The sequence below is a fragment of the Parafilimonas terrae genome, from assembly GCF_900115755.1.
GTDB lineage: Bacteria > Bacteroidota > Bacteroidia > Chitinophagales > Chitinophagaceae > Parafilimonas > Parafilimonas terrae.
The window spans coordinates 1015771-1039000 of record NZ_FOXQ01000001.1 but is presented as its reverse complement, the minus strand read 5'-3'; the positions used below and the strand labels follow the sequence as shown (position 1 = coordinate 1039000).

Below are 23230 nucleotides of genomic sequence, written 5' to 3'. Positions count from 1 at the left end.
ATTGTTTATAATTATTTAAGATCTTTAAGTTTATTTAAAGCCTCCCACACCGGGCTGGCTACTTTATCTGTTTCTTTTGCCTGCGATAATTTCGCAAGTACTTCCTGGTTACATTGCGTATTGCCTTCTTCATCCGGCGGACAGGTTTTCTGCAAAGGAATGCTCAGGTTTATAAATTCGTATATCCAATCTGCCAGGTGTAAATGGCTTTCGCCGTGGCTGATGTAATATACATCAGGATCTTCTTCCTGTTCATTCATTTCGTCGGGATTATCAACCAGCTTCACCATTACTTTAAACTCATCCCATAACTGGAGCGTAAGCGGGTTACCGCAACGGTCGCAGTTTACGTCAATAGTTCCGTCAACATCAAACTTTAAAAACATGAACCCGTTTTTCTTGTCAAGTTCAAGTTTTACCGTTGCGTTGCAGTTTGAAAAATCCTGCTCGCCATAATTTGTAAAGAACTTATCATCAACCTGGTATTCAAAATGATGAAGCCCGGGCTTCAGGCCAACGAACGCTATTTCAAACTCTCTCCTGAAATTCATGCCTGAAAAATTTGGGGTGGCAAAGGTAACTGAATTTTGCTTAAGAAGCAAAGCTACACGTTTGCAGAACGATATAACACCATGGCTTAGCTAAAAGTTTAACAAATTAATCTTGCCACATTTGGCGAAAAGCTCAATTTTGCTTTTGAATGGCTTTAATATTGTTAAGCAATTTGAAAATCCGTAAAACCGTATTCTGAATTAACATGAGAAACCTTAAAAATATAATCGTTTCTGTTTCAACAGCGTTCGCTTCGCTTATTTACACAAAGAAGAGACTTCAAAAAACAAACAGGCTTCGTATTATACATAATAGCAGCAACCGCTTTAAGAAAAGCTGATGCATTCCTTTAATTCTTTCTCTGTGTAGGCAACGCCATATTGTTTTTGAACATCTTCGGGCACACCGTTCCATTGATTCGGCTTGTTGCCAACGTAGCCAATATCGTCCCAGCCAATTTGGGTTGAATAAAACCCTGTAGCAGTAAGGTTACGCATCAGGTTAAAAAATGAAACGCCGTAACTCATTTCCGGTTTTGCCTTTTCAGGATACGCAATTTGATCAACCACTTCTATCTGCTGCTGCGCTGAACAATCCTTAAACGCTTTTTGATAGGCATTTAAACAATGCACATCCATCCATCTTAAACCTCCACGCAACGGTGTTTGCAAGTTGGGTTCATCTTTTACAATAAACTCTATAAAGTCGGCAACCTTGGCATCGCTGGCGCTGCCACTCACGTCATCTTTTGGAATAATTATATCCGCAAGCACGGTAATAGTGGCAAATTCATCAGGGGTAAAAAACTTATCCCCTTTCCTGATGGCATCATCGTGTGCTTTTTCTTCCGGCATACGGTCTATAGCGGGTTCTGCCAGTTTTGTAAGCGGTTCTTTTTTGTCTGTTTTGCAGGCATCTGCCAAAACGCTGGTTGTAACAGCGCCCACGCCAAGTATTTTTAAATGTTTCCTTCTGTCCATGACCGGGATTTTATACGATTTGTGTGATGATCCTGATTGTCTTTAGTGAAGATCAGCACAGAAATAAATTTAAAATTATTTATTAATGAGTTGCCTGATTGATATGTCCTGTCAGGCAAACCAGAAAAATCAGTTTATAATCGTGGTTATAAATTTTGTTTCTTCATCTGGTCAACGATATAATCGCTCGCCCTCCACGATAAAGCAAGAATGGTATGCGTAATGTTTTTATCTGCCTGTGAAACAAATGCTCCGCCATCCACACAAAAAACATTTTTGGCATCATGCGCCTGGCACCATTCATTAAGGGCAGAAGTTTTGGGGTTACTGCCCATTCTTACTGTACCAGCTTCATGAATAATAACGCCGGGGTCGTGCAAGCCGTAATTATTTTCCGGCCCGTCGTCGCCATAAGTAATAACGGCACCCATTTCGGTTAAAATTTCCTTGAAGGTTTCCTTCATGTGTTTGGCCTGTTTTATTTCGTATTCGCTGTTTTTTACATTGAAACGAAGAACGGGAATGCCATATTTGTCAACCGTAGTGGGGTCAATTTCGCAGTAATTGCTTTCCAGCGCCAACGCTTCGCCGCGGCCGGCCATGCCAACCGAAGCGCCATAAAAAAAGCGGTAATCTTCTTTCAGCGATTTACCGTAGCCGCCTGCTTCTTTTTTAGTTCTTGTAGCTACCTGCTTACCGTTAATGTTTTGAATATTCCAGCCAAAGCCATAAGCCGGCTGATCCATGCCGCCACCATATTCAATATGATAACCACGGGGAAAATCGAGCTTTTTATTATCCAGCCACCAGGGCGTATAAACGTGCATGCCGCCTACGCCATCTTCATTGTAGCGCTTACGGCCAAAAAGATTTGGCAGGTAACCACCCATATCAGCACCGGTTGAGTCATGTAAATATTTCCCTACCACGCCACTTGAATTAGCCAAACCGGCCGAATGCCTCGTTGACTTTGAGTTTAACAGCAACCTTGCACTTTCGCAGGCGCTGGCAGCCAATATTACAGTCCTGCCTTCCACCACGTATTCCTGCATATCTTCTTTATTCACATACGAAACGCCGGTTGCCAGGCCTTCTTTGTTTGTGATTACCTCACGCGCCATGCAGTTGGTAAGTAAATCAACATTGCCGGTTTTTAAGGCCGGGATAATTAATACGGATGAAGATGAAAAGTCAGCATACACTTTACAGCTCCTGCCGCACTGGGCACAGTAAAAACACTGGCCGCGTTCATCATTTATTTTTTTGGTAAGAATAGATAAACGCGAAGGAATTACCGGAATGCCGAGTGAGGTGCCTGCTTTTTTAATCAGCATTTCATGCAAACGTGGTTTTGGCGGCGGTAAAAACACGCCGTCCGGATCGTTAGGCAAACCTTCATTGGTGCCAAATACACCAATAAGCGATTCTACTTTATCATAATAAGGTTTAATATCATCATAACTAATAGGCCAGTTATCGCCAAGCCCGTCAATGTCGCGCCTTTTAAAATCCCTGGGGCCAAACCGCAGGGTAATCCTGCCCCAGTGATTGGTTCTGCCACCCAACATTCTTGCGCGCCACCAGTTCCATTTTGTGTCATCAACATGCGTATAAGGTTCGCCGTCAATTTGCCAGGCCCAGTAGCACCCGTCAAAGTCGCCAAACGGCCTGAATTTTGTGCCGCGGCCCCTTCTTGGTGAAGCCCATGGCGGCTGCAACTGGTTACTATTTTTAGCAGGATCATACATTGGTCCTGCTTCAATTAAACAAACTTTTAAACCGGCTTTTGCCAGAACATACGTTGCCATGCCGCCACCTGCACCGGAGCCAACAATTACAGCATCATATTTTTTCGGATTTTTCTTAACCTGAAGCGTGCCCATCTTGTTATTTTGGATTTTTCGTTAGAAAGGCTAAAATAAGTATTACTCTTTAACCGCATGCTTTTTTATTTTCGTTTTAATAAACCGTTGAGAATTGAATAAGATTGGAGCACAAAAGCGTTATTGCATCATTCCGCAGTTAACTATGTATAATGAATATAATCGCAATTGATATTGGCACTTCCAATTGCAAGGCTGTTATAACCGGCACGGATTTAAAAGCTTTAAAAACTTTTGAATATGCCACCACGCCTATAACGCCCAGGCAGGGTTGGAATGAACAAAATGCAGTCACCATTTTTAACGCGGTTGTAAAGCTGCTTCAGCAATCGATACGTTTTTGCGGGGAAGAAAATATTGCCTGCGTATCGTTTAGCGCAGCTATGCATAGTTTTCTCGCCGTTGATAAAAACGGGGTGCCTTTAATAAATATGATAACCTGGGCTGACCTGCGCAGCGCCAAATATGCACAGGCGCTTGAAAAGAAAAATCTTGCAAAAAAATTATACAAAGCCACAGGCGTTCCCATTCATGCCATGTCGCCTTTATGCAAATTGATGTGGCTGAAAGCAGAGCAGAAAGCTATATTCCGCCGGGCGCATAAATTCATTTCCATCAAAGAATATATTTTTTTTAAGCTCTTTGGTAAATATATAATTGATCATTCCATTGCTGCCGCCACGGGTTTAATGGATGCAAAAAATATTTGCTGGTACGGCGAAGCATTGAGACTTGCAGATATTACAAAAGAGCAACTTTCTGAATTAAAGCCGGTTGAACATTATGAAACAGCCTTGCTTTCTCCCATAAAAAAGAAACTGAAACTCAAAAAAGAAATCCCTTTTGTGCTTGGCGCCAGCGACGGCGCATTGGCTAACCTGGGCTGCGGCATCGTTAATGCAAACAACGCGGCAGTTACGGTGGGCACAAGCGGAGCGGTGCGCATAACATCAAACAAATTTTTAATTGATAAAAAGCAAAGGCTTTTTTGTTATTACATCGGCGATGGAGCTTATATAACAGGCGGCGCCTTAAATAATGGCGGCATTGTGCTGCAATGGCTGGTTGAAAAAATTTTAAAACAGCCTTTCAGGGATGAAAAACAGCTTGACGTATTATTTAAATCGGCTGCGGCCGTTAAGCCCGGCAGTAACGGGTTGATCTTTTTACCATACATTCTTGGCGAAAGGGCCCCGGTTTGGGACGAGAATGCCAAAGGCTGTTTTATCGGATTAACAGAAACACACACGGAAGCGCATATTATACGGGCTGCGCTGGAAGGTGTTTGTTTTGCTGTGGTAGATGTGTTGCTGGCACTGGAAGAAACCAGCGGTAACATTAAAAATATTTACTTAAGCGGGGGCATTCTGAAATCGGAAGTTTGGGTGCAGTTACTTGCAGATATTTCCGGCAAAAAAATAATGCTGAATGAAGCCGCAGACGCATCGGCGCTGGGCGCAGCTTTCATTGGCAGGAAGGCGTTGGGAAACGTAAAGAGCCTGGCAGCCGCCAAAATGTTTTTGCAAAATGTAAAAACGGTTAAGCCTTCAGCGGCCAATCATCGCATATATAAAAAATACTTTACCGTTTATAATGATTTGTATGGGAAGTTGAAAAACGTTTTCGCTGAATTAACTGCAATAAATTAAATGGAAATAATTATAAGAAAAGCAGAACCTGAAGATTTTGAGGAGATTTACAGGCTCATCAGAGAATTTTCAACATTTATTAAAACTCCCGAAAAAGTTACGATAACTCCCGAACAAATGTTGCAGGATAAAGATTGCTTCAATTGCTTTATTGCAGTAGATAATAATAAAAAAATAGTTGCTTTTGCTACATGGTTTATTGCATATTATTCATGGACGGGCAAGGCTATATACTTAGATGACTTGTATGTTTTAGAAAAATATCGTGGCTTGGGTATCGGAAGCAAATTATTGGATCAACTGATTGCAACAGCAAAAGAAGAAAATTGCAAAAAGTTAAGATGGCAGGTATCAAACTGGAATAAAAAGGCGATTGAATTTTATAAAATGCGTGGAGCTGTAATTAATGACATAGAAATAAATTGTGATTTGAAATTGTAAATGCGCTGCGCTTGTTCTGCCTGCCAGTATTAGAATAGCCCGCTCCCTTATTTTTGCACAAATTTTTTTGAAATGAACCTGATTGAAGAATTGCGCTGGCGCGGAATGATACAGGATATTATGCCTGGCACAGAAGAGCAATTATTGAAGGAGCAAACATCGGCCTATATTGGTTTTGACCCTACTGCCGAAAGCCTGCACATTGGCAGTCTTGTTCCTATTTTATTATTGGTGCATCTGCAAAAAGCCGGTCATAAGCCGTATGCATTGGTGGGCGGCGCCACAGGCATGATTGGCGACCCTACCGGCAAAAGCGAAGAACGTAATTTACTGAGTGAAGATGTTTTGCAACGCAACCAGGATGGCATACAAAAGCAACTGGCAAAATTTCTGCAGTTTGATGAAAGTAAACCCAATGCCGCTGTAATGGTAAACAATTACGATTGGTTTAAAGGAATGAGTTTCCTCGATTTTATACGCGATACGGGTAAACACATTACCGTAAATTATATGATGGCAAAGGATAGCGTAAAGAAAAGAATTGAGAGTGAAAACGGCATAAGCTTTACAGAATTCACTTACCAGCTTATCCAGGGTTACGATTTTTATTGGTTATATAAAAACCACAATTGCAAACTGCAAATGGGTGGCAGCGACCAGTGGGGAAATATAACAACCGGCGCGGAATTAATACGTCGTAAAGCCGGCGGCGAGGCTTTTGCTTTTACCTGCCCGCTGCTTAAAAAAGCAGATGGCGGCAAATTTGGCAAAAGTGAAAAAGGAAATGTGTGGCTGGATGCAGAAAAAACCTCGCCCTACCATTTTTACCAGTTTTGGTTAAACGCTGCTGATGATGACGCCAAGAAATGGATCAAAATCTTTACTTTTTTACCAAAAGAAGCAATAGAAACGCTCATACAGCAACATGATGAAAATGCCGCTCAACGCCTGCTGCAGAAAACGCTTGCAAAAGAAGTTACGCTATTTGTGCATGGCGAAGAAGGTTTAAAACAAGCAATAGAAACAACTGAAAAATTATTTGCCAATCAATCAGCACCGGCTGAAAGTTTAAGTGAAGACGACCTCGAGGGCATGGAAGGCGTTGTTAAGATTGATTATGATGGAGATAAAGTAAAAAGCGGTATTGATGTAATTTCTTTTCTCACTGAAACTAATATTTTCCCGAGCCGTGGTGAAGCCAAAAAAATGATTCAGAACGGCGGTATAAGCATTAACCGCAAAAAGGTTGAAGATGCCAGTTTGGTTATTGCTTCTGATAAGTTGCTGCATAGCAAATACTTATTAGTACAGAAAGGCAAGAAAAACTATTACCTGGTTAAAGTTGGCTAATGCAAAACCTTTATTGCATTTCGGGGTTGGGCGCAGATGAAAGGGTATTTCAATACCTCGATTTATCTTTTGCCCGTCCTGTTTTTATCAGTTGGATAAACCCGCTGCCGGGCGAAGCCCTGGAAGCTTATGCCAGCCGTCTCAAAGAGAAATTTATTGGCGAAGAAGATCCGATGATTATTGGCCTCTCGTTTGGCGGCATGCTGGCCACAGAAATTGCAAAACAGCTCCCAAAAGCAAATGTTATTATCATTTCAAGCGCTAAAACCAAGAAAGAACTGCCATTTTACTGGAAAATTCTCCGTCACATACCTGTTTATAAGGTTCTGACATACAGCCTGATAAAGCAAACATTGGCAGTACAGGAATATTTCCTGGGCGCTGGTTCTGAATTGAGCAGGCAATATGAAAAAACGGTAGTAGATAAGGCAAATATGCATTTTTATAAATGGGCCATTGGCGCAATTGTTTCCTGGAAAAATAAAATAATCCCTTCTAACGTTTTTCATGTACATGGCAGCAACGACAGGCTGCTTCCGATGCGGTTTATTAAGCCAAACTTTGTAATAAATAATGGAGGACATTTAATGATAATAGAAAATGCGGCAGAAGTTTCAGCGGTTTTAAAACAAATATTTGCAGTAAAATATAAACCCGGTGGATTAAATTTGATGTTTTAAATCCGCAATAATTATACAAGTGATTGATTTATAAGTTCAACCTTTTCTATGAAAGGCCAAAGCATGTTTGGACGCTTTACAAATTTGTTTATAATTGTGCGCAATATTTCAAACTTTATATCGTTGTTTTAGATTCTAAAAGATTAATTTTCAAAAATGATAAGGCTGCTTAAATTTTCGATGTACACTTTTTTGCTTGCCGGCCTGCTGGTTTCCTGCAAAAAGGGTGGAAGCAAAAGTTCCTGGAAAAAAAAGGATGGTACCAGTGATGTAACCGGCTGGCACTATAATGATAAAGATCAGGGTGGTTATTACGTGGCCAAACCTAAAGATATTAAAACCGGGCCCGGCCTTGTGTTTGTGCAGGGCGGTACTTTCACCATGGGCTCAACTGAAGAGGATGTAATGGGCGATAATAACAACTTCCCACGCCGCGTTACAGTTAATTCTTTTTTTATAGATAAGACGGAAGTAGCAAACGTTCATTACCGGGAATATATTCACTGGATTGAAAACGTATTTTCCGATCCTCAGTATGAAGCCGTAGTTCAGGGCGCAAAACCCGATACGCTTGTTTGGCGCAGCGAACTGGCTTATAATGAGCCTTATGTTGAATATTATTTCCGCCATCCTTCTTATAATTATTACCCTGTAGTTGGCGTAACCTGGAGACAGGCCCATGATTTCTGCATCTGGCGTACTGACAGGGTGAATGAACTTGCTTTAATAAAATCCGGTTATCAAAATAAAAACCTGATTAAGCAGGAAATGAATGGCGGCGGCCAGGACAATTTCAATACAAAATCCTATTTAATGGGTGAATATGAAGGCGTTCCGGGCAAACCGAAAAAGAACCCATTAAAAGATGCCCAGGGCAGGCCAAGAACGACCGTTGCTTTTGAAGATGGCATTTTATTCCCTGATTACCGCCTTCCAACAGAAGCGGAATGGGAATATGCAGCTTTAGGTTTAGTAAGTGAAAACCCTGCGCCGCGCAGAAGCGAAAAGAAAAGAGGGGAAGAATTGATTGCCAATAAGCAGATATATGCCTGGAAAAATGATGGCTACGATAACCTGCGCGCTACCAAAAAAGGCGCTATGCAAGGTGCCATGCTGGCCAACTTTAAACGTGGAAATGGTGACTATATGGGTGTTTCCGGTGGCTTGAACGACCGTTCTGCAATACCGGCTTCTGTTACCTCTTTCTTTCCAAATGGCTTTGGCCTTTATAATATGAGCGGAAATGTGAGCGAATGGGTGGCTGATGTTTACAGGCCTAATTCATTATTAGATGTGGATGATATTAACCCTTACCGCGGTAACGTTTTTATGCAGGTTGACAAAAGCGGTGGCGAAGGAAATATGAGGGATAGCCTGGGCCGCATTAAAATGATTCCTGAGAACGATTCAGCTTTGGCTGATCGCCGCAATTACCAGCGTTCTTATGCTATTAATTACTTGGATGGTGATTCTGCCAGCCGCGTATTTTATGGATATGGTGTTACAACTTTAATCAGCGACCAAAGCAGGGTTATAAAGGGTGGAAGCTGGCTTGATATGCCTTACTGGCTAAGCCCCGGCGCCCGCCGTTTTTATGAAGAATATGAGAGCAGCGCCACCATTGGCTTCCGTTGCGCCATGACGCATTATGGGGCTCCCGAATCAGGATCTACTAAAACCAAAACAGGTAACTTCTTCCCTAAGAGGAGGCAAAAGAGATAAGAATAAATCATGATAAGATAAAGGCCACCTGCGCAGGTGGCCTTTATTATTGGAGTTAATTGATGAATTATTCTATAATTCCAGTTTCACGCCGCCAAAATAATTTCTCAGTGGTGAAGGATTAAAATACCTGCCGCCAATTGCATTCAGGTCGTTTCCTAAACTGTAATTTTCATTTAAAAGGTTATCAACACCAAAATAAAAATCAAGCAGGGTTTTACCGAATAGCTTTTTAAACCCGAGCTTTAGCTGGAGCAATTTATAATTTTCAGCATACACATCATTGGCGTCTGTAAGCGGTATGGCTGAAGTAAAATTAAAGTTGGCGTTCAAGTATAGTCCCGGCATTGTATAAATATCAAGCGTGGTAACATTTACATTTTTTGGAACGCCGGTAAGATGGTTGCCTGAGAAATCTTTTGCCCCGGTAATATAATTATTGAATTTGTATGGCTGATAAGCAAAACTGTTTGAAACCGAAACTGTTTTAATGAACCGGTGGTTATTCCTAACCAGAAATCCATTCAGCCATATCTCAAAACCTGGCTGCTGCGTTCCGCCTGAATTTACAAAATAGTCTGCACCTGTGCTGTCTGTTTGCGCAACGATGGCATTCTTTAAGTTAAAACTGTAAACAGAGGCGCTGAACTCAATGCGCTTCTGCAATGCCGAACCTTTAATGCCCGCCTCATAATTCCATCCATATTCTGGCTGAAGGTTATAAAACTGGTTGGTAGAAGGCCGTACTTCTGCCAATGTGGGCGGCGAAAAACCCTTTGAGGCTATTGCAAATAATGCAAGATTATTATTAACCGAATAAAGCAGGCTAAGTCTTGGCGCCCACAGCATATTTGTGTTTTGATGCTGCCAGTAATTATAAACACTGTCTGAAATGCGGTTGTATTTTAATAACTGCCGGTTGGCGCTTAACCCCGCCTGCACGAGCAATTTTCTAAACTTTACATTCACCTGTGTAAACAAAAGATATTGCGTAACCTGTACTTTGTCGTTATACAATAAATCACCGGGTTTCCCGCTGTTGTTTCCGCAGTTGTTGATATTTGAAATATTCTGCTGCCATTCTGCCCCGGTAAGCCATTTTATTTTCAAAGCATTCATTTCAAATACAGTTCTTGCACCATAGTTTGATTCGCCCCGTTTTTCATAGTTTGTAATAAACGGGTTTTTAAAACCAGTGTGGTTTACGGTTACCGAAGTAGTATTACTCCAGAGGTTATTAAAAACGGAACGAAGGCTTAGCCCGGCAAAACCTGTTTTATTATAAATTCCTGCCTTTTGCTGAACAGCGCCTGGAAGGGTTGTTGTTGGCTGCCTGGCTAACGTTGGCAAAGAATCCATTTGTGCTTTGGTGATGCCGCCGGGTGTTTCATAATGAAGATCAGTGTAAAATAACAGGGCAGATAATTGTTCTTTGTTGCTCATATTCCAGTCCATGCTCAATTGCACAGCATCTTTGCGCATAGCGCTTTGCTGCCTGTAACCATTATTTTGATAATGACTCTGTTGTATGCTGAAATTAAGTTTTTTAGACTGGTGATTGAAAACGAGCTGCTCATTCAGTAAGTTATACGAGCCGGTTTCCACATTGGCGCTAAAGGTCTTCTGCATGGACGAAGGATTTGTTTTCAGCAAAACCGCACCGCCGGTATTGGCGCCATATAAGCTGCTGGCAGGGCCTTTAATTATTTCAACAGAAGAAAGCTGGCTGATATCAATAAGATTTAAATAAGTATTGCCACCGGCATCGGTAAGCGGGATATTATTCCAGTAAACTTTTATGTTTCTCACACCAAATGGTGAGCGCAGCAGGCTGCCCCGTATGGAAAGCCGGTAACTGCCCGGGCTTCTTTCTTCCATTCTTACCCCGGCTACGGCATTAAAAACGGGCACCAATGTTTTATTATCGAATCGTTCAAGTTGCGATTTGCCAATAATGGATATGGTGGCAGGAGCATCTTTCCAGTTGGCGGCGCCACCAAACGCGGTTACGGTTACGGGCTCCAGTATGGCCGTATCGGCAGATCTTTTAGCAGAATCAGTTTGAGCACTGGTGGAAGCAGACATCAGGCAGAAAAAAATAAAAAATAAAGAAAACCTTAATGAATATTTTGCTGACCTGGAATTGAGGCAACTGCTGCCATAAAAATATGCAGCAGAAGGGAGTGACACAACCGTGCTGAATTGAAATACCAAAGCTAGCTTCATAACAATAAAAATCCCGATGTTGTATTGCAAACATCGGGATAAATCTCATTCCTGTTAAAATATGAACTTTATTTCTTCAGGTACATTACTTCTTTTACAAGGTTCACGGTGCGGTCAATACTTGGCAGGTAAGCTGCTACCAGGTTTGGCGCATAGTGCATGGGTGCATCGGCGCTGGTAAGGCGGAGAACCGGTGCGTCAAGATAATCGAAACCTTCTTTCTGTATGCGGTAGCTAAGCTCGCTGGCAACACCGCACATGGGCCATTCTTCTGCAACAATTACGAGACGGTTGGTTTTTTTTACACTCTCCAAAACCGTCATCCAGTCGAGCGGGCGGATGGTACGCAGGTCAATTACTTCGGCGCTTATATTTTCTTTTTCAAGCTCGGCAGCGGCGCTAAGCGCTACTTTCATCATTTTGTTGAAGGAAACAATAGTGACATCGTTGCCTTGCCTTTTTACATCGGCTTTACCTAATTCAATATAATACTCTTCTTCAGGCACTTCGCTTTTATCACCATACATTACCTCGCTTTCCATAAACATTACCGGATCTTCTTCATAACGGATGGCCTGTTTTAATAACCCTTTAGCATCGTAACCATTGGAGACGGATACCACTTTCAGGCCCGGAATATTTGCATAAATATTTTCAAAAGCCGTGGAGTGCTGGGCGCCAAGCTGGCCGGCGCTTCCGTTTGGCCCGCGGAAAACGATGGGGCAACCAATTTGACCGCCACTCATGGCAAGCATTTTAGAAGCGGTATTTAAAATCTGGTCAAGCGCTAAAACAGCAAAATTCCAGGTCATAAATTCAATAACGGGACGCAGGCCGTTTTGAGCAGCACCAACGCCAATACCGGCAAAACCAAGCTCGGAAATAGGTGTATCAATCACACGTTTAGGGCCAAATTCGGCCAGCATGCCCTGGCTTACTTTATAGGCGCCGTTATATTCGGCTACTTCTTCACCCATTAAAAATACACGCTCGTCTCTTCTCATCTCTTCATTCATCGCTTCGCGTAAAGCTTCACGAAAGGCAATTTGTCGCATAATAAAAATTTAAAGCGCGGCAAAAATACAGGAATATGGGTTTAGAAATGCATGTATTAGCGGTTTAATAAGATTTGAGAAAGATGAGAACTTTATAAAACAGGAAGCTGCTTTTTGTGCAGCCCCCTGTTACCCACGTTTGAAAAAACATCCACTCAATTAAAGTCAAACCATTTTTCCGCGATAGTGCTGTGATAAATTTTATACAGATGCTGACCGAAGCCTTCCAGGTCCTGCTGTATCAATACAAGCGAATGACAATCCAGGTAGTGAATAACGCCACCGTCGTTTCCGTAACCGCCACCAGGAGGGTCAGAAAACTGTGTTTGCATATTCAGCACAACTGAATCGCCCAGCGCTTTAATATCAGGCATAATAAATCCCGGGCCGGTTGTATAAGTGCCGTGATACAATGTTTCATTCTGATAAGAATCGGTAATGCCTTCAAGTGGCAGGCAGAAATCGCTCTGGCCGGGCAGCGGAACCGCACCGCGTTCTACTGTGCGGCGGTCGAATGTGTTGCCGTTATAAAAAGTTATTTGCTCGCCTGCAATCTGGTAAAAAGTATTGAAATGCAAATGTGTATTAGCAGAGTCGGCGCCGGGGCATGGCCCGTATATGGAAATGCCATTGCAGCAGCTTCCATTTATAAATTGCCCGTCTGCGCCCCATACTTTTTCGGGTGTGGAAATAAAAAAAGGAGTACGCGAATCTATATACGACATCACCCAATCCCAGGTGTCATTATTGGCCAACTCCAGTCCGCATGCATTTTTTACATCATTTTTATGCGGCATTATTTTTACAGGCTCTATGGCCTGGTCAATGGGATTCTTATCATTATCGTAAGGTGTAATCACAATATTAAAGCTCAGTGGCGGCTCCCAACCGGTTGGGTCAATACCCATCATAATTACCGAAACCGTATCGCTGCTGTCTAAATCTTTTACTTCAGGCACATCATAATAATAACCGGCGCTGCCGCCATCGAGCGCCACTACCTGCAGGAAAATGCCAGATACATTTTCTGTGGTATCTGTATGTAGGAATTTAATGGGGAGTTTTACCTGGTCAACCAAAAACAAAGTGTCTTCGAAGGAAATTTTTAAAGAACTGCCTGATGGCCCGCCGGGAATTTGTCCTTCAATTTTACTGGCATCGTTAAACTGCAGAATATCTGACAGAGAATCTGCCGATGCAGAAGTTTCAGGGGGATTATGCGGTATGATGCCGCCAATTTTGTGGCAGGAAAACAAAGCTGCAGCAAGAATAATGATGCAGCCAAATTGTAAGAAATGCAAGTGTTTCATGGTTTTATTTTTTTGAGAAGTTTTAAAACGTTTTTAATAAGAGATGAGTTGATAAAGTGGACAGATGAGAGGTGGCAGTTGTGAGATGCACAGCCTCCTCTACCTGGCCACAAGCATTTTTTTAGTTGCTATTGTAACGCCGTCAATAATCAATGAGTAGGTATAAATGCCGGTGCTTAATGAAGATGCATATATATTAATTATTCCGCTGCTTGCTTCGGAAAGAGTTATTTGTTTAATGAGCTTTCCGCTCATATCATGTATTACAACGGAAGCATTTTTTGCATTTGCAGGCTTGTTGTAATGAATGCTTGTATTATCACTAAATGGGTTGGGAATATTTTGCTCAAGTGAAACATTGCTGAGTTTTACATCTGTAATATTTTTTTCTTCATGGTTTTCGTTTGATGAAGAAGTGCCGGACAATGTTGAAGCGTTTATGCCTGCTGCTTTTTTCAATGTTTCAATTTCCTCTTGCTGTTCCTGTATGGCTTTTACAAGCACCGGAATAATATCGGCGTACATTACGCCTAAATGCTGTGCAGGTATTTTTTCTGTCTTGCCTGCGCCGTCTCTTCTGTATTCGTGGTCTTTTACAACTTCGGGCAATACTTTTTGCAAATCCTGCGCAACCAGCCCAATCTTGTCATTATCTTCTATGCTGTTCTTCCAGTTGAAGCGCACAGGCTTCAATTGCATAATTTCTTTGAGGCCATAATTGAGGAGTCGGATATTCTTTTTATCTCTTTCATCAGAAGTATTGATGCTGCCATCTATCGACCATACATCAAACCACCTGTTTGAGGAATTACCAAGTTCAAATACACGGTCAATAGCAGAAACAAAACTCCCTTCCGATCCTAAAATGTTTTTACTTATTAAATTTAACCTGGCCCCATAACCCGAAGAACCGGCCGGGTCTCCAAAAAACAAATCTGTATTTGTTACAATTCCAGGGCCTAAAGGATTAAGATAGAGATAAGCGAGAATGCTATGGTCCCTTGCCTGTATTCCCTTTGTGTCAATTACTAAATGTGCATGTTCACCATCACCGGCAACAATATAACCACCGCCCCGTGAGGTTATATCTGTGCCACCTATAACTTGCAACTTTGCCTCCGGAGTTTGCGTTCCAATGCCTACAAAGCCGTTCTTGCTTTCAACGTGTATGCCATTAGAAAGCATATTTATATCTCCGCCATACCGGTTTAAAAACAAGGTGGCGCTGTTGCCGCTATCTCTTGCCTGAATAGTATTGTGGTCTATTGCAAGATTTTTGTCTGTTATTTGCCCCGCTACAATGGCGCCGCCTTTATTTAACCGAACGCTGCTGCCGCCTGTAACCTGCAGCTTCACATCAGGAGTATTAATACCAATACCAAGCTTCCCTTTAAGATATAAACCATTAATGGGAGGTATGAGCGTGTCGCCAATGGCAACGCCGCCATTACTGTTTACAATCATCTTTGCCGTATCAAGCACATCAATTTGCAAAGGATTGCTGCCAGCCTGTTTTGAATTAATATGCACCTGCGCCTTTGGGCTTGTATTTCCAAAGCCCCATAAGCCGCCGCTGGTGAGCTTGCCATAAGTTTTATTGTTTGATATGAACAGTATGGTTTTGTTATTAACAGAACCGAACTTGCCGGTAGTATCTAAAGTGTTGCCATCAACTGTCCAGTTTTGTGCATAGAGGTTTATGCATGTATAAATGCAACATGCAATGAATAAAAGCATTCGTTTTTTCATAAGTTAAATTTTTAAGGCACGCATTGTTTTTGCGTTTGATTAAATAAGTAGAAAAGAGATGGATGGTATGGTTATTTGTTGATCGCTTAAGTGAATAGCCAATTGTGAATAAATCGCCGGTGAACTGTAAGTAGTCTGTCAATTGTCAACTGCTCTATCATCTCAATCCAAAAACAAAATTCCATTGAGCGCAGCAGCTTTCATTTACCCTTTCGGGTGATTTTTAAACTGATATAAAATTTATTGCAGTATCAGTTGCCTTATACGTGCAATAGCGGAAGAATGCGAAGTGGCGTCTAATTTTAAATAGAGGTTATTGATATGCTTTTTCACAGTGTTGATGGATATGAATAACTCAGCGGCAATTTGTTTATTGGTGCAGCCATTATAAATTAACTGCAGCAACTGAAACTCCCGCTCACTTACAGGCGAGGGTAAAAACTTATTAATTGTTGATAGCTTTAATTCCGGAAAATTATGTTTGCTTTTTTGTGCAAAATTGTGCAGGGCAATTTCAATTGAACTGTATAAACCTGCTTCTGTAAAAGGCTTTACAATATAGCCTGCCGGCTCTGTAACCTTTGCATTGGCAAGTGTTTTTTTATCGGAATAAGATGTAAGAAAAAGAAATGGAATATGATAATTACACGCAATGATTTCAGCTATTTCAATGCCTTCCATTTTACCATTGAGGTTTATATCAAGTATGGCAGCATCGGGCAGGTTGTTTTTTAATTCAGCAAGCGCATCTTCCCTGTTATAAACAATTGCTGAAACGATGTAGTCATTTCTTCGCAGTGCGCCGGCAATATCTTCAGCCACTATTGGCTCGTCTTCCACAATTAATATACTTATCTCGTTCATGTTTATACAAGCTTGTAATTTTTTATTTCAATATCCACCTTGGTCCCGTCTTCGGCATAAATATTCATTTTCCCTTTCAGCTTTTGCAGAAACGCATTTATCATTTTATATCCAAATCCATATTCATCTTTTGGTTTTTGCTGAATGCCTGTGCCATTGTCATACACGCCGAGCTTTAATAGGCTGTCTTCTTCTTTTAAAATAATTTTTATAGCACCATCTCTTCCATCATTAAAAGCATATTTCAAACTATTGGTGATTAGTTCATTTAATATTAGCCCAAGCGGCACCACAACATCCACATCAAGATTCATCGGCTGCAATTCTTTAATCAGTTTTATTTTATTATGTTGAATATTATAGGAATGAAAAAGATTGTCGCACAGTTTGCCGATATAATCCTGGATATCTATGCCGGTTAAATTATTTTCCTGGTAAAGATTCTGATGAATGAGCGACATGCTTTGCACACGGTTGCGGCTTTCTTTCACAGCCTGCAATGCGTGTTCATCTGCTATATAATCTGACTGCAGGCTTAACAGGCTTGACACTATCTGCAGATTATTTTTTACGCGGTGATGTATTTCCCTCAACAAAATTTCTTTTTCCTGCAACGATTTTTCAATCAGTTCGTTTTGTGTAGCCAATTGTTTTTTTTTCTTTTTGTTGGATGCAAAAGCAATCCAGACAAGCACTGCCAGCGCAAGCATTAAAACAGAAGCCAGTATAAAATAATTTCTTTCTTTTTTGTTGTGTATAGCTTCTGCAGCAGCCAGCGCATTTTGTGCATTCAGTTTATCAATCTGTTTTTCTTTTTCTGCCGTTTCATACACAGCAGCCATTTCATTCAGTTGCCGCAGGTTTTCTTCATTCAGTAAATCATTGCGAAGCGTTGTAGCAGAATCTGCATAATTAAATGCCAGTGCATAGTTTGTTAGCATACGGTTGCATTTGGAAAGCTTGCGGTAAAAAACCTCCATTCTTTCTTTACGCTGGTTCTTTTTTGATGTTTCCAATCCCTTTAAAAAATAACTTTCTGCTGCTGCATAATTTTCGCGTGAAGAAAAAATATCGCCCAGTCCTTCATAAACTGTTATCAGCACATCTCTGTCATTGTGCACCAAAGCTCTTTTCTCTACATCATAAAAAACAGCTTCTGCTTCATCCAGCCGGTGCAGGCCCACCAATGCAGCGCCCATATTTACCTGCGAGCCATAAATATCTTTTTCTGCATGAATTTTTTTTGCGAGCTGCATGGCGCGGTAGGCATAATAATACGTGCTGTCAAATTTATCCTCACTGTTATAAGCGCTGCTGATGTTTATTAAAGTGTTCAGTATGCCCTGTTCATCATGCAGTTCCTCTTTTATGGCAAGTGATTGCCTGTAATAATGAATAGCATTGGTATAATCTTTTTTGGAGCGGTATAATACGCCGATATTATTCAGAGACTTTGCAACATAGCTTTTATTCCCTGTTTCCTGCCGCAGCTTTAATGCAGTGAAATGATTACGTAGCGAAAGCTCATAGTTGCCTCTTACATAGTAAGCAAGTGCCATATCGCTGATAACATTGGAGAGATATTCTTTATCATTAAGCGATGTATAAAGAGATGCAGCATTGTTCAAAAAATACAGGCAACTGTCAAGGTTTCCAATGTAATCATAACAAACACCGATTGTGTGCGATGACCTGGCGATAAGCTTTGTGTTTTTTATATTTTGAGCAATGGATAAAGCCGTTACTGCATACAACAGTGCTGTGCCGGGCTTATCTTCTATAAATAAATTACTAAGGGCAATGTTTGCATTAATGCGTACAGTATCCTGCCTGGGAGATTGCAGCAGCCGTTTCAGTGAATCTACTTTTTCATCCTGTGGATACAAATAAGTTACTGTAATGTTTGTGCATATACAGGCAATCAATATGTATTTAAGCGTCTTCACAATAGCCGGTTAGGTGTTTATTATTGAGGCCGGCAGCAATACAAAGATTGGAATGTAACGATGATCAGAGATTATTCTTACGGGTAATTTATCTGAGTTCTATATTGTTTCTTTCGGTGTTTGTTCTGTGTTCAAATGGCTGCGGCCTGTGGTTGAAAAGGTAGAATAATTTACTGATAGATAGAGGGGTAAATTTTTAGCAGCATTTCAGTAACACAAAAAGAGGCTGCCTTACAGCAACCTCCTTTTATTAATCATATAAAAATAATATTAACTGCACCCCAAACTATTACCGCAGTTTAAGCATTTATAGCAGGTGCCGCTTCTTACCGTAATATGCCCGCAAACATTGCAGGAAGGTGCATCACTCTGCATATTTTTGGCTGCTGCATTAGCGGCATCCATTGAAGCTTCTGCATGCACTCCAGCCGTTGTTTTCTGCGCTTTATGTATATGTACAGCAGGCGCAGGTACTGATTTTACATGCAGGTTGCTTAAAGATGGTTTCCCAATGATTTCTGCATCGTCATCTTCGCCCAGATTGGTTAATTCAGGCCTGTCTAATACATGTACTAAATCTGTTCTGTCAAGATATTCATACGCCAGGCACCTGAATACAAAGTCAACCAAAGAAGTTGTGGTTTTGATGTTCGGATGATCTACCATACCAGCAGGTTCAAATTTGGTGAACACAAATTTTTCAACAAACTCATCCAATGGAACGCCATATTGCAAACCAACAGAAACGGCAATGGCAAAACAGTTCATCAGGCTGCGTAATGTGGAGCCTTCTTTGGCAAGGTCAATAAATATTTCACCCAATGTGCCATCATTGTATTCGCCGGTGCGCAGGAACAATACCTGGCCGTTTATTTTGGCTTTTTGTGTAAAACCGCGGCGTTTTGCCGGTAAAGTCTTTCTTTCAACAATCTTTGACAATTGCCTTTTTAAAGAAGTATCCTCACTGGCTTGCATGCGCTTATGAACTTCTTCCAGTAATTCTTCGGCACTTAAGGTTGAAAGGTCAACCAGTTTGCTCTCGTTAACCGTCAACAGATCACCGTCAGCCGGTTTAGCTTTTTCATCGGTTAACTGTTGGCTGTTGTCGGTTATTTTTTTCTTATCCGATTTATTGCTGAGCGGCTGGGAAAGTTTAGAGCCATCGCGGTATAAAGCGCAGGCCTTTAAACCTAATTTCCAGCTTAGCATGTAGGAATCTGCAATTTCTTCAACCGTTGCTTCGTGTGGCAGATTGATGGTTTTGGAAATAGCACCGCTTAAGAAAGGCTGGCAGGCGGCCATCATTCTTATGTGACCGTGGGCGTGAATATAACGTTCACCCTTTTTGCCGCATTTATTAGCACAGTCAAAAACAGGAAGATGCTCAGGCTTTAAGAAAGGAGCGCCTTCTACTGTCATTGTTCCGCATACATAATTGTTGGCGGCTTCAACTTGTTCTTCCGTAAAGCCAAGTGCATCCAGCAGGTCAAAATTCCAGTCGTTATATTGTTCGGCTGTAAAGCCAAGCCTTTCCAGGCAGGTTTCGCCTAAAATGAATTTGTTGAAGAGAAAACCTATTTCAAATGCTGAAGTGGCGGCGTTGTTCAGTTTTTGGATTTCTTCTGCGAGAAAACCTTTTTCACTTAAAGTTTGGGGATTGATAAAAGGAGCGCCTTCAAAGCTGGCTGCACCCACGGCATATTTTACAATGGCGTCAATTTCTTTTGGTGCATAACCAAGATTTTTCAAAGCCTGCGGCACGCTTTGGTTAATGATTTTGAAATAACCGCCACCGGCCAGTTTTTTAAATTTCACCAGGGCGAAATCAGGTTCAACGCCGGTAGTATCGCAATCCATTACCAGTCCAATCGTGCCGGTTGGCGCAATTACAGTTGTTTGGGCATTTCGATAGCCATGTTTTTCACCCAGCTCAACGGCGTCATCCCAGGCTTTACAGGCGGCAGATAATAAATAATCAGGGCAATATTTTGCGTTAATGCCCACCGGCTGAAGGCTTAATCCTTCATACGCATCTGAAGCATCGTAAGCAGCAGCGCGATGATTGCGCATTACGCGAAGCATATCAGCTTTATTTTCTTCGAAACGGGGGAAAGCACCTAAAACAGCCGCCATTTCCGCGGAGGTTTTGTAAGCGATTCCGGTCATGATAGCAGTGATAGCGCCGGCAATATTGCGGGCTTTTTCGCTGTCGTAAGGAATGCCGCTTACCATGAGCATGGTTCCGAGATTGGCGAAACCGAGACCGAGCGTACGATAGTCATAAGACAATTGCGCTACCTCTTTTGATGGAAACTGCGCCATCAATACAGAAATTTCCAATACGGTAGTCCACAGGCGGCAGGTATAAGAAAAACCTTCAACATCGAAAATGTTTTTCTCCGTATCAAAGAATTTCATAAGGTTGGCGCTTGCCAGGTTGCATGCCGTATTATCCAAAAACATGTATTCTGAACAAGGGTTGGAAGCGTTGATTCTTCCACCCTGCGGACAGGTATGCCATTCGTTGATGGTAGTATCATATTGTGTTCCGGGATCTGCACAACGCCATGCTGCATAATTAATTTGGTTCCATACTTCACGTGCGGGAATTTTTTTCATCGTTTTGCCGTTAGTCCTGGCTTTTAATTCCCAATCGCCATCTTCTTCGAGTATTTTGAAAAATTCATTCGGAATACGAACCGAGTTATTAGAGTTTTGACCGGATACGGTTGCATAAGCTTCGCCTTCATAACTGCTGTCGTAACCAGCGGAAACCATGGCAGCCACTTTCTTTTCCTCATCTTTTTTCCAATTGATGAACTGCATTATTTCAGGATGGTCTAAATCAAGGCAAACCATTTTGGCGGCGCGCCTTGTAGTACCGCCGCTTTTTATGGCTCCCGCAGAGCGGTCACCAATTTTTAAAAAGCTCATTAAACCGCTGGAAGTGCCGCCGCCGCTTAACTTTTCTCCTTCACCGCGAATTCTTGAGAAATTGGTTCCAACGCCAGAGCCGTATTTAAAAATACGGGCTTCACGAATCCACAAGTCCATGATGCCGCCATCGTTTACCAAATCGTCGTCAACGCTTAAAATAAAACAGGCATGCGGCTGCGGCCTTTCATAGGCACTGGTTGATTTTTTCAGTTTGCCGTCCTTTCCATCCACATAATAATGGCCCTGTGGCTTGCCGGTGATGCCATAGCTTTCGTGCAGCCCTGTATTAAACCATTGAGGGCTGTTGGGCACGCAGGCCTGGTTTAAAATACTGTAAACCAGTTCCTCATAAAAAATTTGGGCGTCTTTTTCAGAATCGAAATAATTATTTCTTTCGCCCCAAACCCGCCAGCAGTTTGCGAGGCGATGCGCCACCTGCTTTGCAGAGGTTTCGCGGCCTAAAGTTCCGTCAGGCTGGGGCACACCTGCCTTTCTGAAATATTTCTGAGCCAGGATATCGGTGGCAATCTGGCTCCATTGTTTGGGCACTTCCACATTGTTCATTTCAAACAAAACTTCACCCGTTGGATTTTTGATGATGCTGGTACGGTAATCGTACTCAAACATATCAAACGGGCTAACGCCTTCTTTTGTAAAGCGGCGTTGAAACAGCAATGCTTTATGGGTTTTTTCTGTTGCCATTGATAATATTTTAATCGTGATAAATTTATTTAAGCTTGCCTAAGCAGACGTTAGAGACAGACGACGAAAATATCTTTAACCTCTGAAAAAAGAAACTATGAATATGCACATATTGTGGAAAATGGATGTGGATTTTTTTAAAGCTCAACCGGGTATTATGTTTCACGCAAAAGCCTTGCACAGATAAAATTTTTGGATAAAAAATTGCTGTTGCTTTAAACATTAATGGCTGTTTTTCGTATGATATATAGATGAGGTGGCAGATAAGCCATTGAAAACAATACCAATGAAATTGCTAAGAATGCAAACTTTTTTGCATTTTTGCAAATAAGGTCTCACTTAAAAAGCCTGCATGAAGCACAAGTTGTACCAACAGATACAAGAACGAAAAGCAACCGGTAAAAAATCCTTTGCGGTACTTGTTGATCCCGATAAGGTTAATGAGGCAACTACCGAGCAACTTGTATCGTTAGCCCTGGATGCCAAAGTTGATTATTTTTTTGTAGGCGGCAGCCTTGTTATTTCCAATAACCTTGATGAATGCATCAGGCAGATAAAAGTCTCCTGTTCTATACCGGTGGTTATTTTTCCCGGTTCGCATTCGCAGATCAGCCGCTATGCCGATGCACTTTTATATTTATCATTAATATCCGGGCGCAATCCTGAATTACTGATAGGGCAGCACGTGGTAAGTGCCCCGGCAGTAAAGCAAAGCGGTCTTGAGGTAATGCCTACAGGTTATATGGTTGTTGACGGCGGCGCACCTACTACCGTTTCTTATATTTCCAATGCAACACCGCTGCCTTCAGACAAAGCTGAAATAGCCATGTGTACTGCCATGGCGGGAGAAATGCTGGGTATGAAACTTATTTTTATGGATGCCGGCAGCGGCGCCAAAAACCCAGTGCCTGCCGCAATGATAGAAAAAGTATCATCGCATATTGAAGCGCCATTAATTATTGGCGGCGGCATTAATAATCCCGAAAAAGCTTACCTGAATTGCAAGAGCGGCGCCGATATTATTGTAGTAGGCAATGCTATTGAAAAAGATGCTTCGCTGATAAAAGAATTGAGTGATGCCATTCATTCTTCAGAGCCGGTAAAAGTTTAAATTGCTGCTTAACATAATTTGCCTGTGATAAATAAGATCGGCCCGGTTTTTAAAATTCCGGGCCGATGTTTTT

Annotated in this window: 16 protein-coding genes; 6 read left to right on the top strand and 10 right to left on the bottom strand. The window is 41.7% G+C overall.

The features are described 5' to 3' along the window. Window positions 1–11: 11 nt before the first annotated feature. From BM015_RS04470 to BM015_RS04460, 3 genes are all read right to left on the bottom strand, one after another. Window positions 12–551 carry a YceD family protein gene (locus BM015_RS04470; RefSeq protein ID WP_090654901.1) on the bottom strand — a complete coding sequence of 180 codons (540 nt, stop codon included), beginning with the start codon at window positions 549–551 and terminating at the stop codon, window positions 12–14. Window positions 552–878: 327 nt separating this feature from the next. Next, window positions 879–1532 (bottom strand): gluconate 2-dehydrogenase subunit 3 family protein, encoded by a 654-nt coding sequence (locus BM015_RS04465; RefSeq protein WP_090654898.1) that lies wholly within the window; start codon window positions 1530–1532, stop codon window positions 879–881. Between the two features lie 146 nt (window positions 1533–1678). Then, the gene (locus tag BM015_RS04460) at window positions 1679–3415 is read right to left on the bottom strand and encodes a GMC family oxidoreductase (RefSeq protein WP_090654895.1); all 1737 of its coding nucleotides are present in this window, start codon (window positions 3413–3415) and stop codon (window positions 1679–1681) included. A gap of 152 nt (window positions 3416–3567) precedes the next feature. On the opposite strand from BM015_RS04460, the gene BM015_RS04455 reads away from it, so the two are divergent. The 5 genes from BM015_RS04455 to BM015_RS04435 all read left to right on the top strand — a co-directional run bounded on the left by BM015_RS04455 (window position 3568) and on the right by BM015_RS04435 (window position 9257). Then, on the top strand, window positions 3568–5064 hold the full coding sequence (locus tag BM015_RS04455; RefSeq protein WP_090654892.1) for a gluconokinase: 1497 nt from the start codon (window positions 3568–3570) through the stop codon (window positions 5062–5064). Next, on the top strand, window positions 5065–5505 hold the full coding sequence (locus tag BM015_RS04450) for a GNAT family N-acetyltransferase (protein WP_090654890.1): 441 nt from the start codon (window positions 5065–5067) through the stop codon (window positions 5503–5505). 72 nt (window positions 5506–5577) lie between these two features. Next, window positions 5578–6855 carry a tyrosine--tRNA ligase gene (gene tyrS, locus BM015_RS04445; RefSeq protein WP_090654887.1) on the top strand — a complete coding sequence of 426 codons (1278 nt, stop codon included), beginning with the start codon at window positions 5578–5580 and terminating at the stop codon, window positions 6853–6855. After that, window positions 6855–7535 (top strand): alpha/beta hydrolase, encoded by a 681-nt coding sequence (locus tag BM015_RS04440; protein ID WP_090654884.1) that lies wholly within the window; start codon window positions 6855–6857, stop codon window positions 7533–7535. The genes tyrS and BM015_RS04440 overlap by 1 nt, the downstream gene beginning before the upstream one ends. Window positions 7536–7691: 156 nt before the next feature. Then, entirely contained in the window at window positions 7692–9257 is a 1566-nt protein-coding gene (locus tag BM015_RS04435) for an SUMF1/EgtB/PvdO family nonheme iron enzyme (RefSeq protein WP_090654881.1), read from the top strand. A gap of 72 nt (window positions 9258–9329) precedes the next feature. On the opposite strand, the gene BM015_RS04430 is transcribed toward BM015_RS04435, so the two are convergent. From BM015_RS04430 to BM015_RS04400, 7 genes are all read right to left on the bottom strand, one after another. Next, window positions 9330–11483 carry a TonB-dependent receptor gene (locus BM015_RS04430; protein WP_090654878.1) on the bottom strand — a complete coding sequence of 718 codons (2154 nt, stop codon included), beginning with the start codon at window positions 11481–11483 and terminating at the stop codon, window positions 9330–9332. A gap of 68 nt (window positions 11484–11551) precedes the next feature. After that, window positions 11552–12538 (bottom strand): pyruvate dehydrogenase complex E1 component subunit beta, encoded by a 987-nt coding sequence (locus BM015_RS04425; RefSeq protein ID WP_090654875.1) that lies wholly within the window; start codon window positions 12536–12538, stop codon window positions 11552–11554. Window positions 12539–12693: 155 nt separating this feature from the next. Beyond that, on the bottom strand, window positions 12694–13848 hold the full coding sequence (locus BM015_RS04420; RefSeq protein WP_090654872.1) for a hypothetical protein: 1155 nt from the start codon (window positions 13846–13848) through the stop codon (window positions 12694–12696). Between the two features lie 99 nt (window positions 13849–13947). Then, a complete protein-coding gene (locus tag BM015_RS04415) occupies window positions 13948–15597 on the bottom strand; it encodes a tail fiber domain-containing protein (protein ID WP_090654868.1) in 1650 nt (549 codons plus the stop codon). Between the two features lie 240 nt (window positions 15598–15837). Then, window positions 15838–16461: a response regulator transcription factor gene (locus tag BM015_RS04410; protein ID WP_090654864.1), complete on the bottom strand. Its 624-nt coding sequence runs from the start codon at window positions 16459–16461 to the stop codon at window positions 15838–15840. A gap of 2 nt (window positions 16462–16463) precedes the next feature. Beyond that, window positions 16464–18407, bottom strand: coding sequence for a sensor histidine kinase (locus tag BM015_RS04405; protein WP_090654861.1), 1944 nt, complete (start codon window positions 18405–18407; stop codon window positions 16464–16466). Window positions 18408–18677: 270 nt separating this feature from the next. Then, on the bottom strand, window positions 18678–22046 hold the full coding sequence (locus BM015_RS04400) for a vitamin B12-dependent ribonucleotide reductase (RefSeq protein ID WP_090654858.1): 3369 nt from the start codon (window positions 22044–22046) through the stop codon (window positions 18678–18680). Window positions 22047–22398: 352 nt separating this feature from the next. Between BM015_RS04400 and BM015_RS04395 the strand changes: the two genes are divergently transcribed. Further along, on the top strand, window positions 22399–23157 hold the full coding sequence (locus BM015_RS04395) for a phosphoglycerol geranylgeranyltransferase (RefSeq protein ID WP_090654855.1): 759 nt from the start codon (window positions 22399–22401) through the stop codon (window positions 23155–23157). The last annotated feature ends 73 nt before the right edge of the window (window positions 23158–23230 follow it).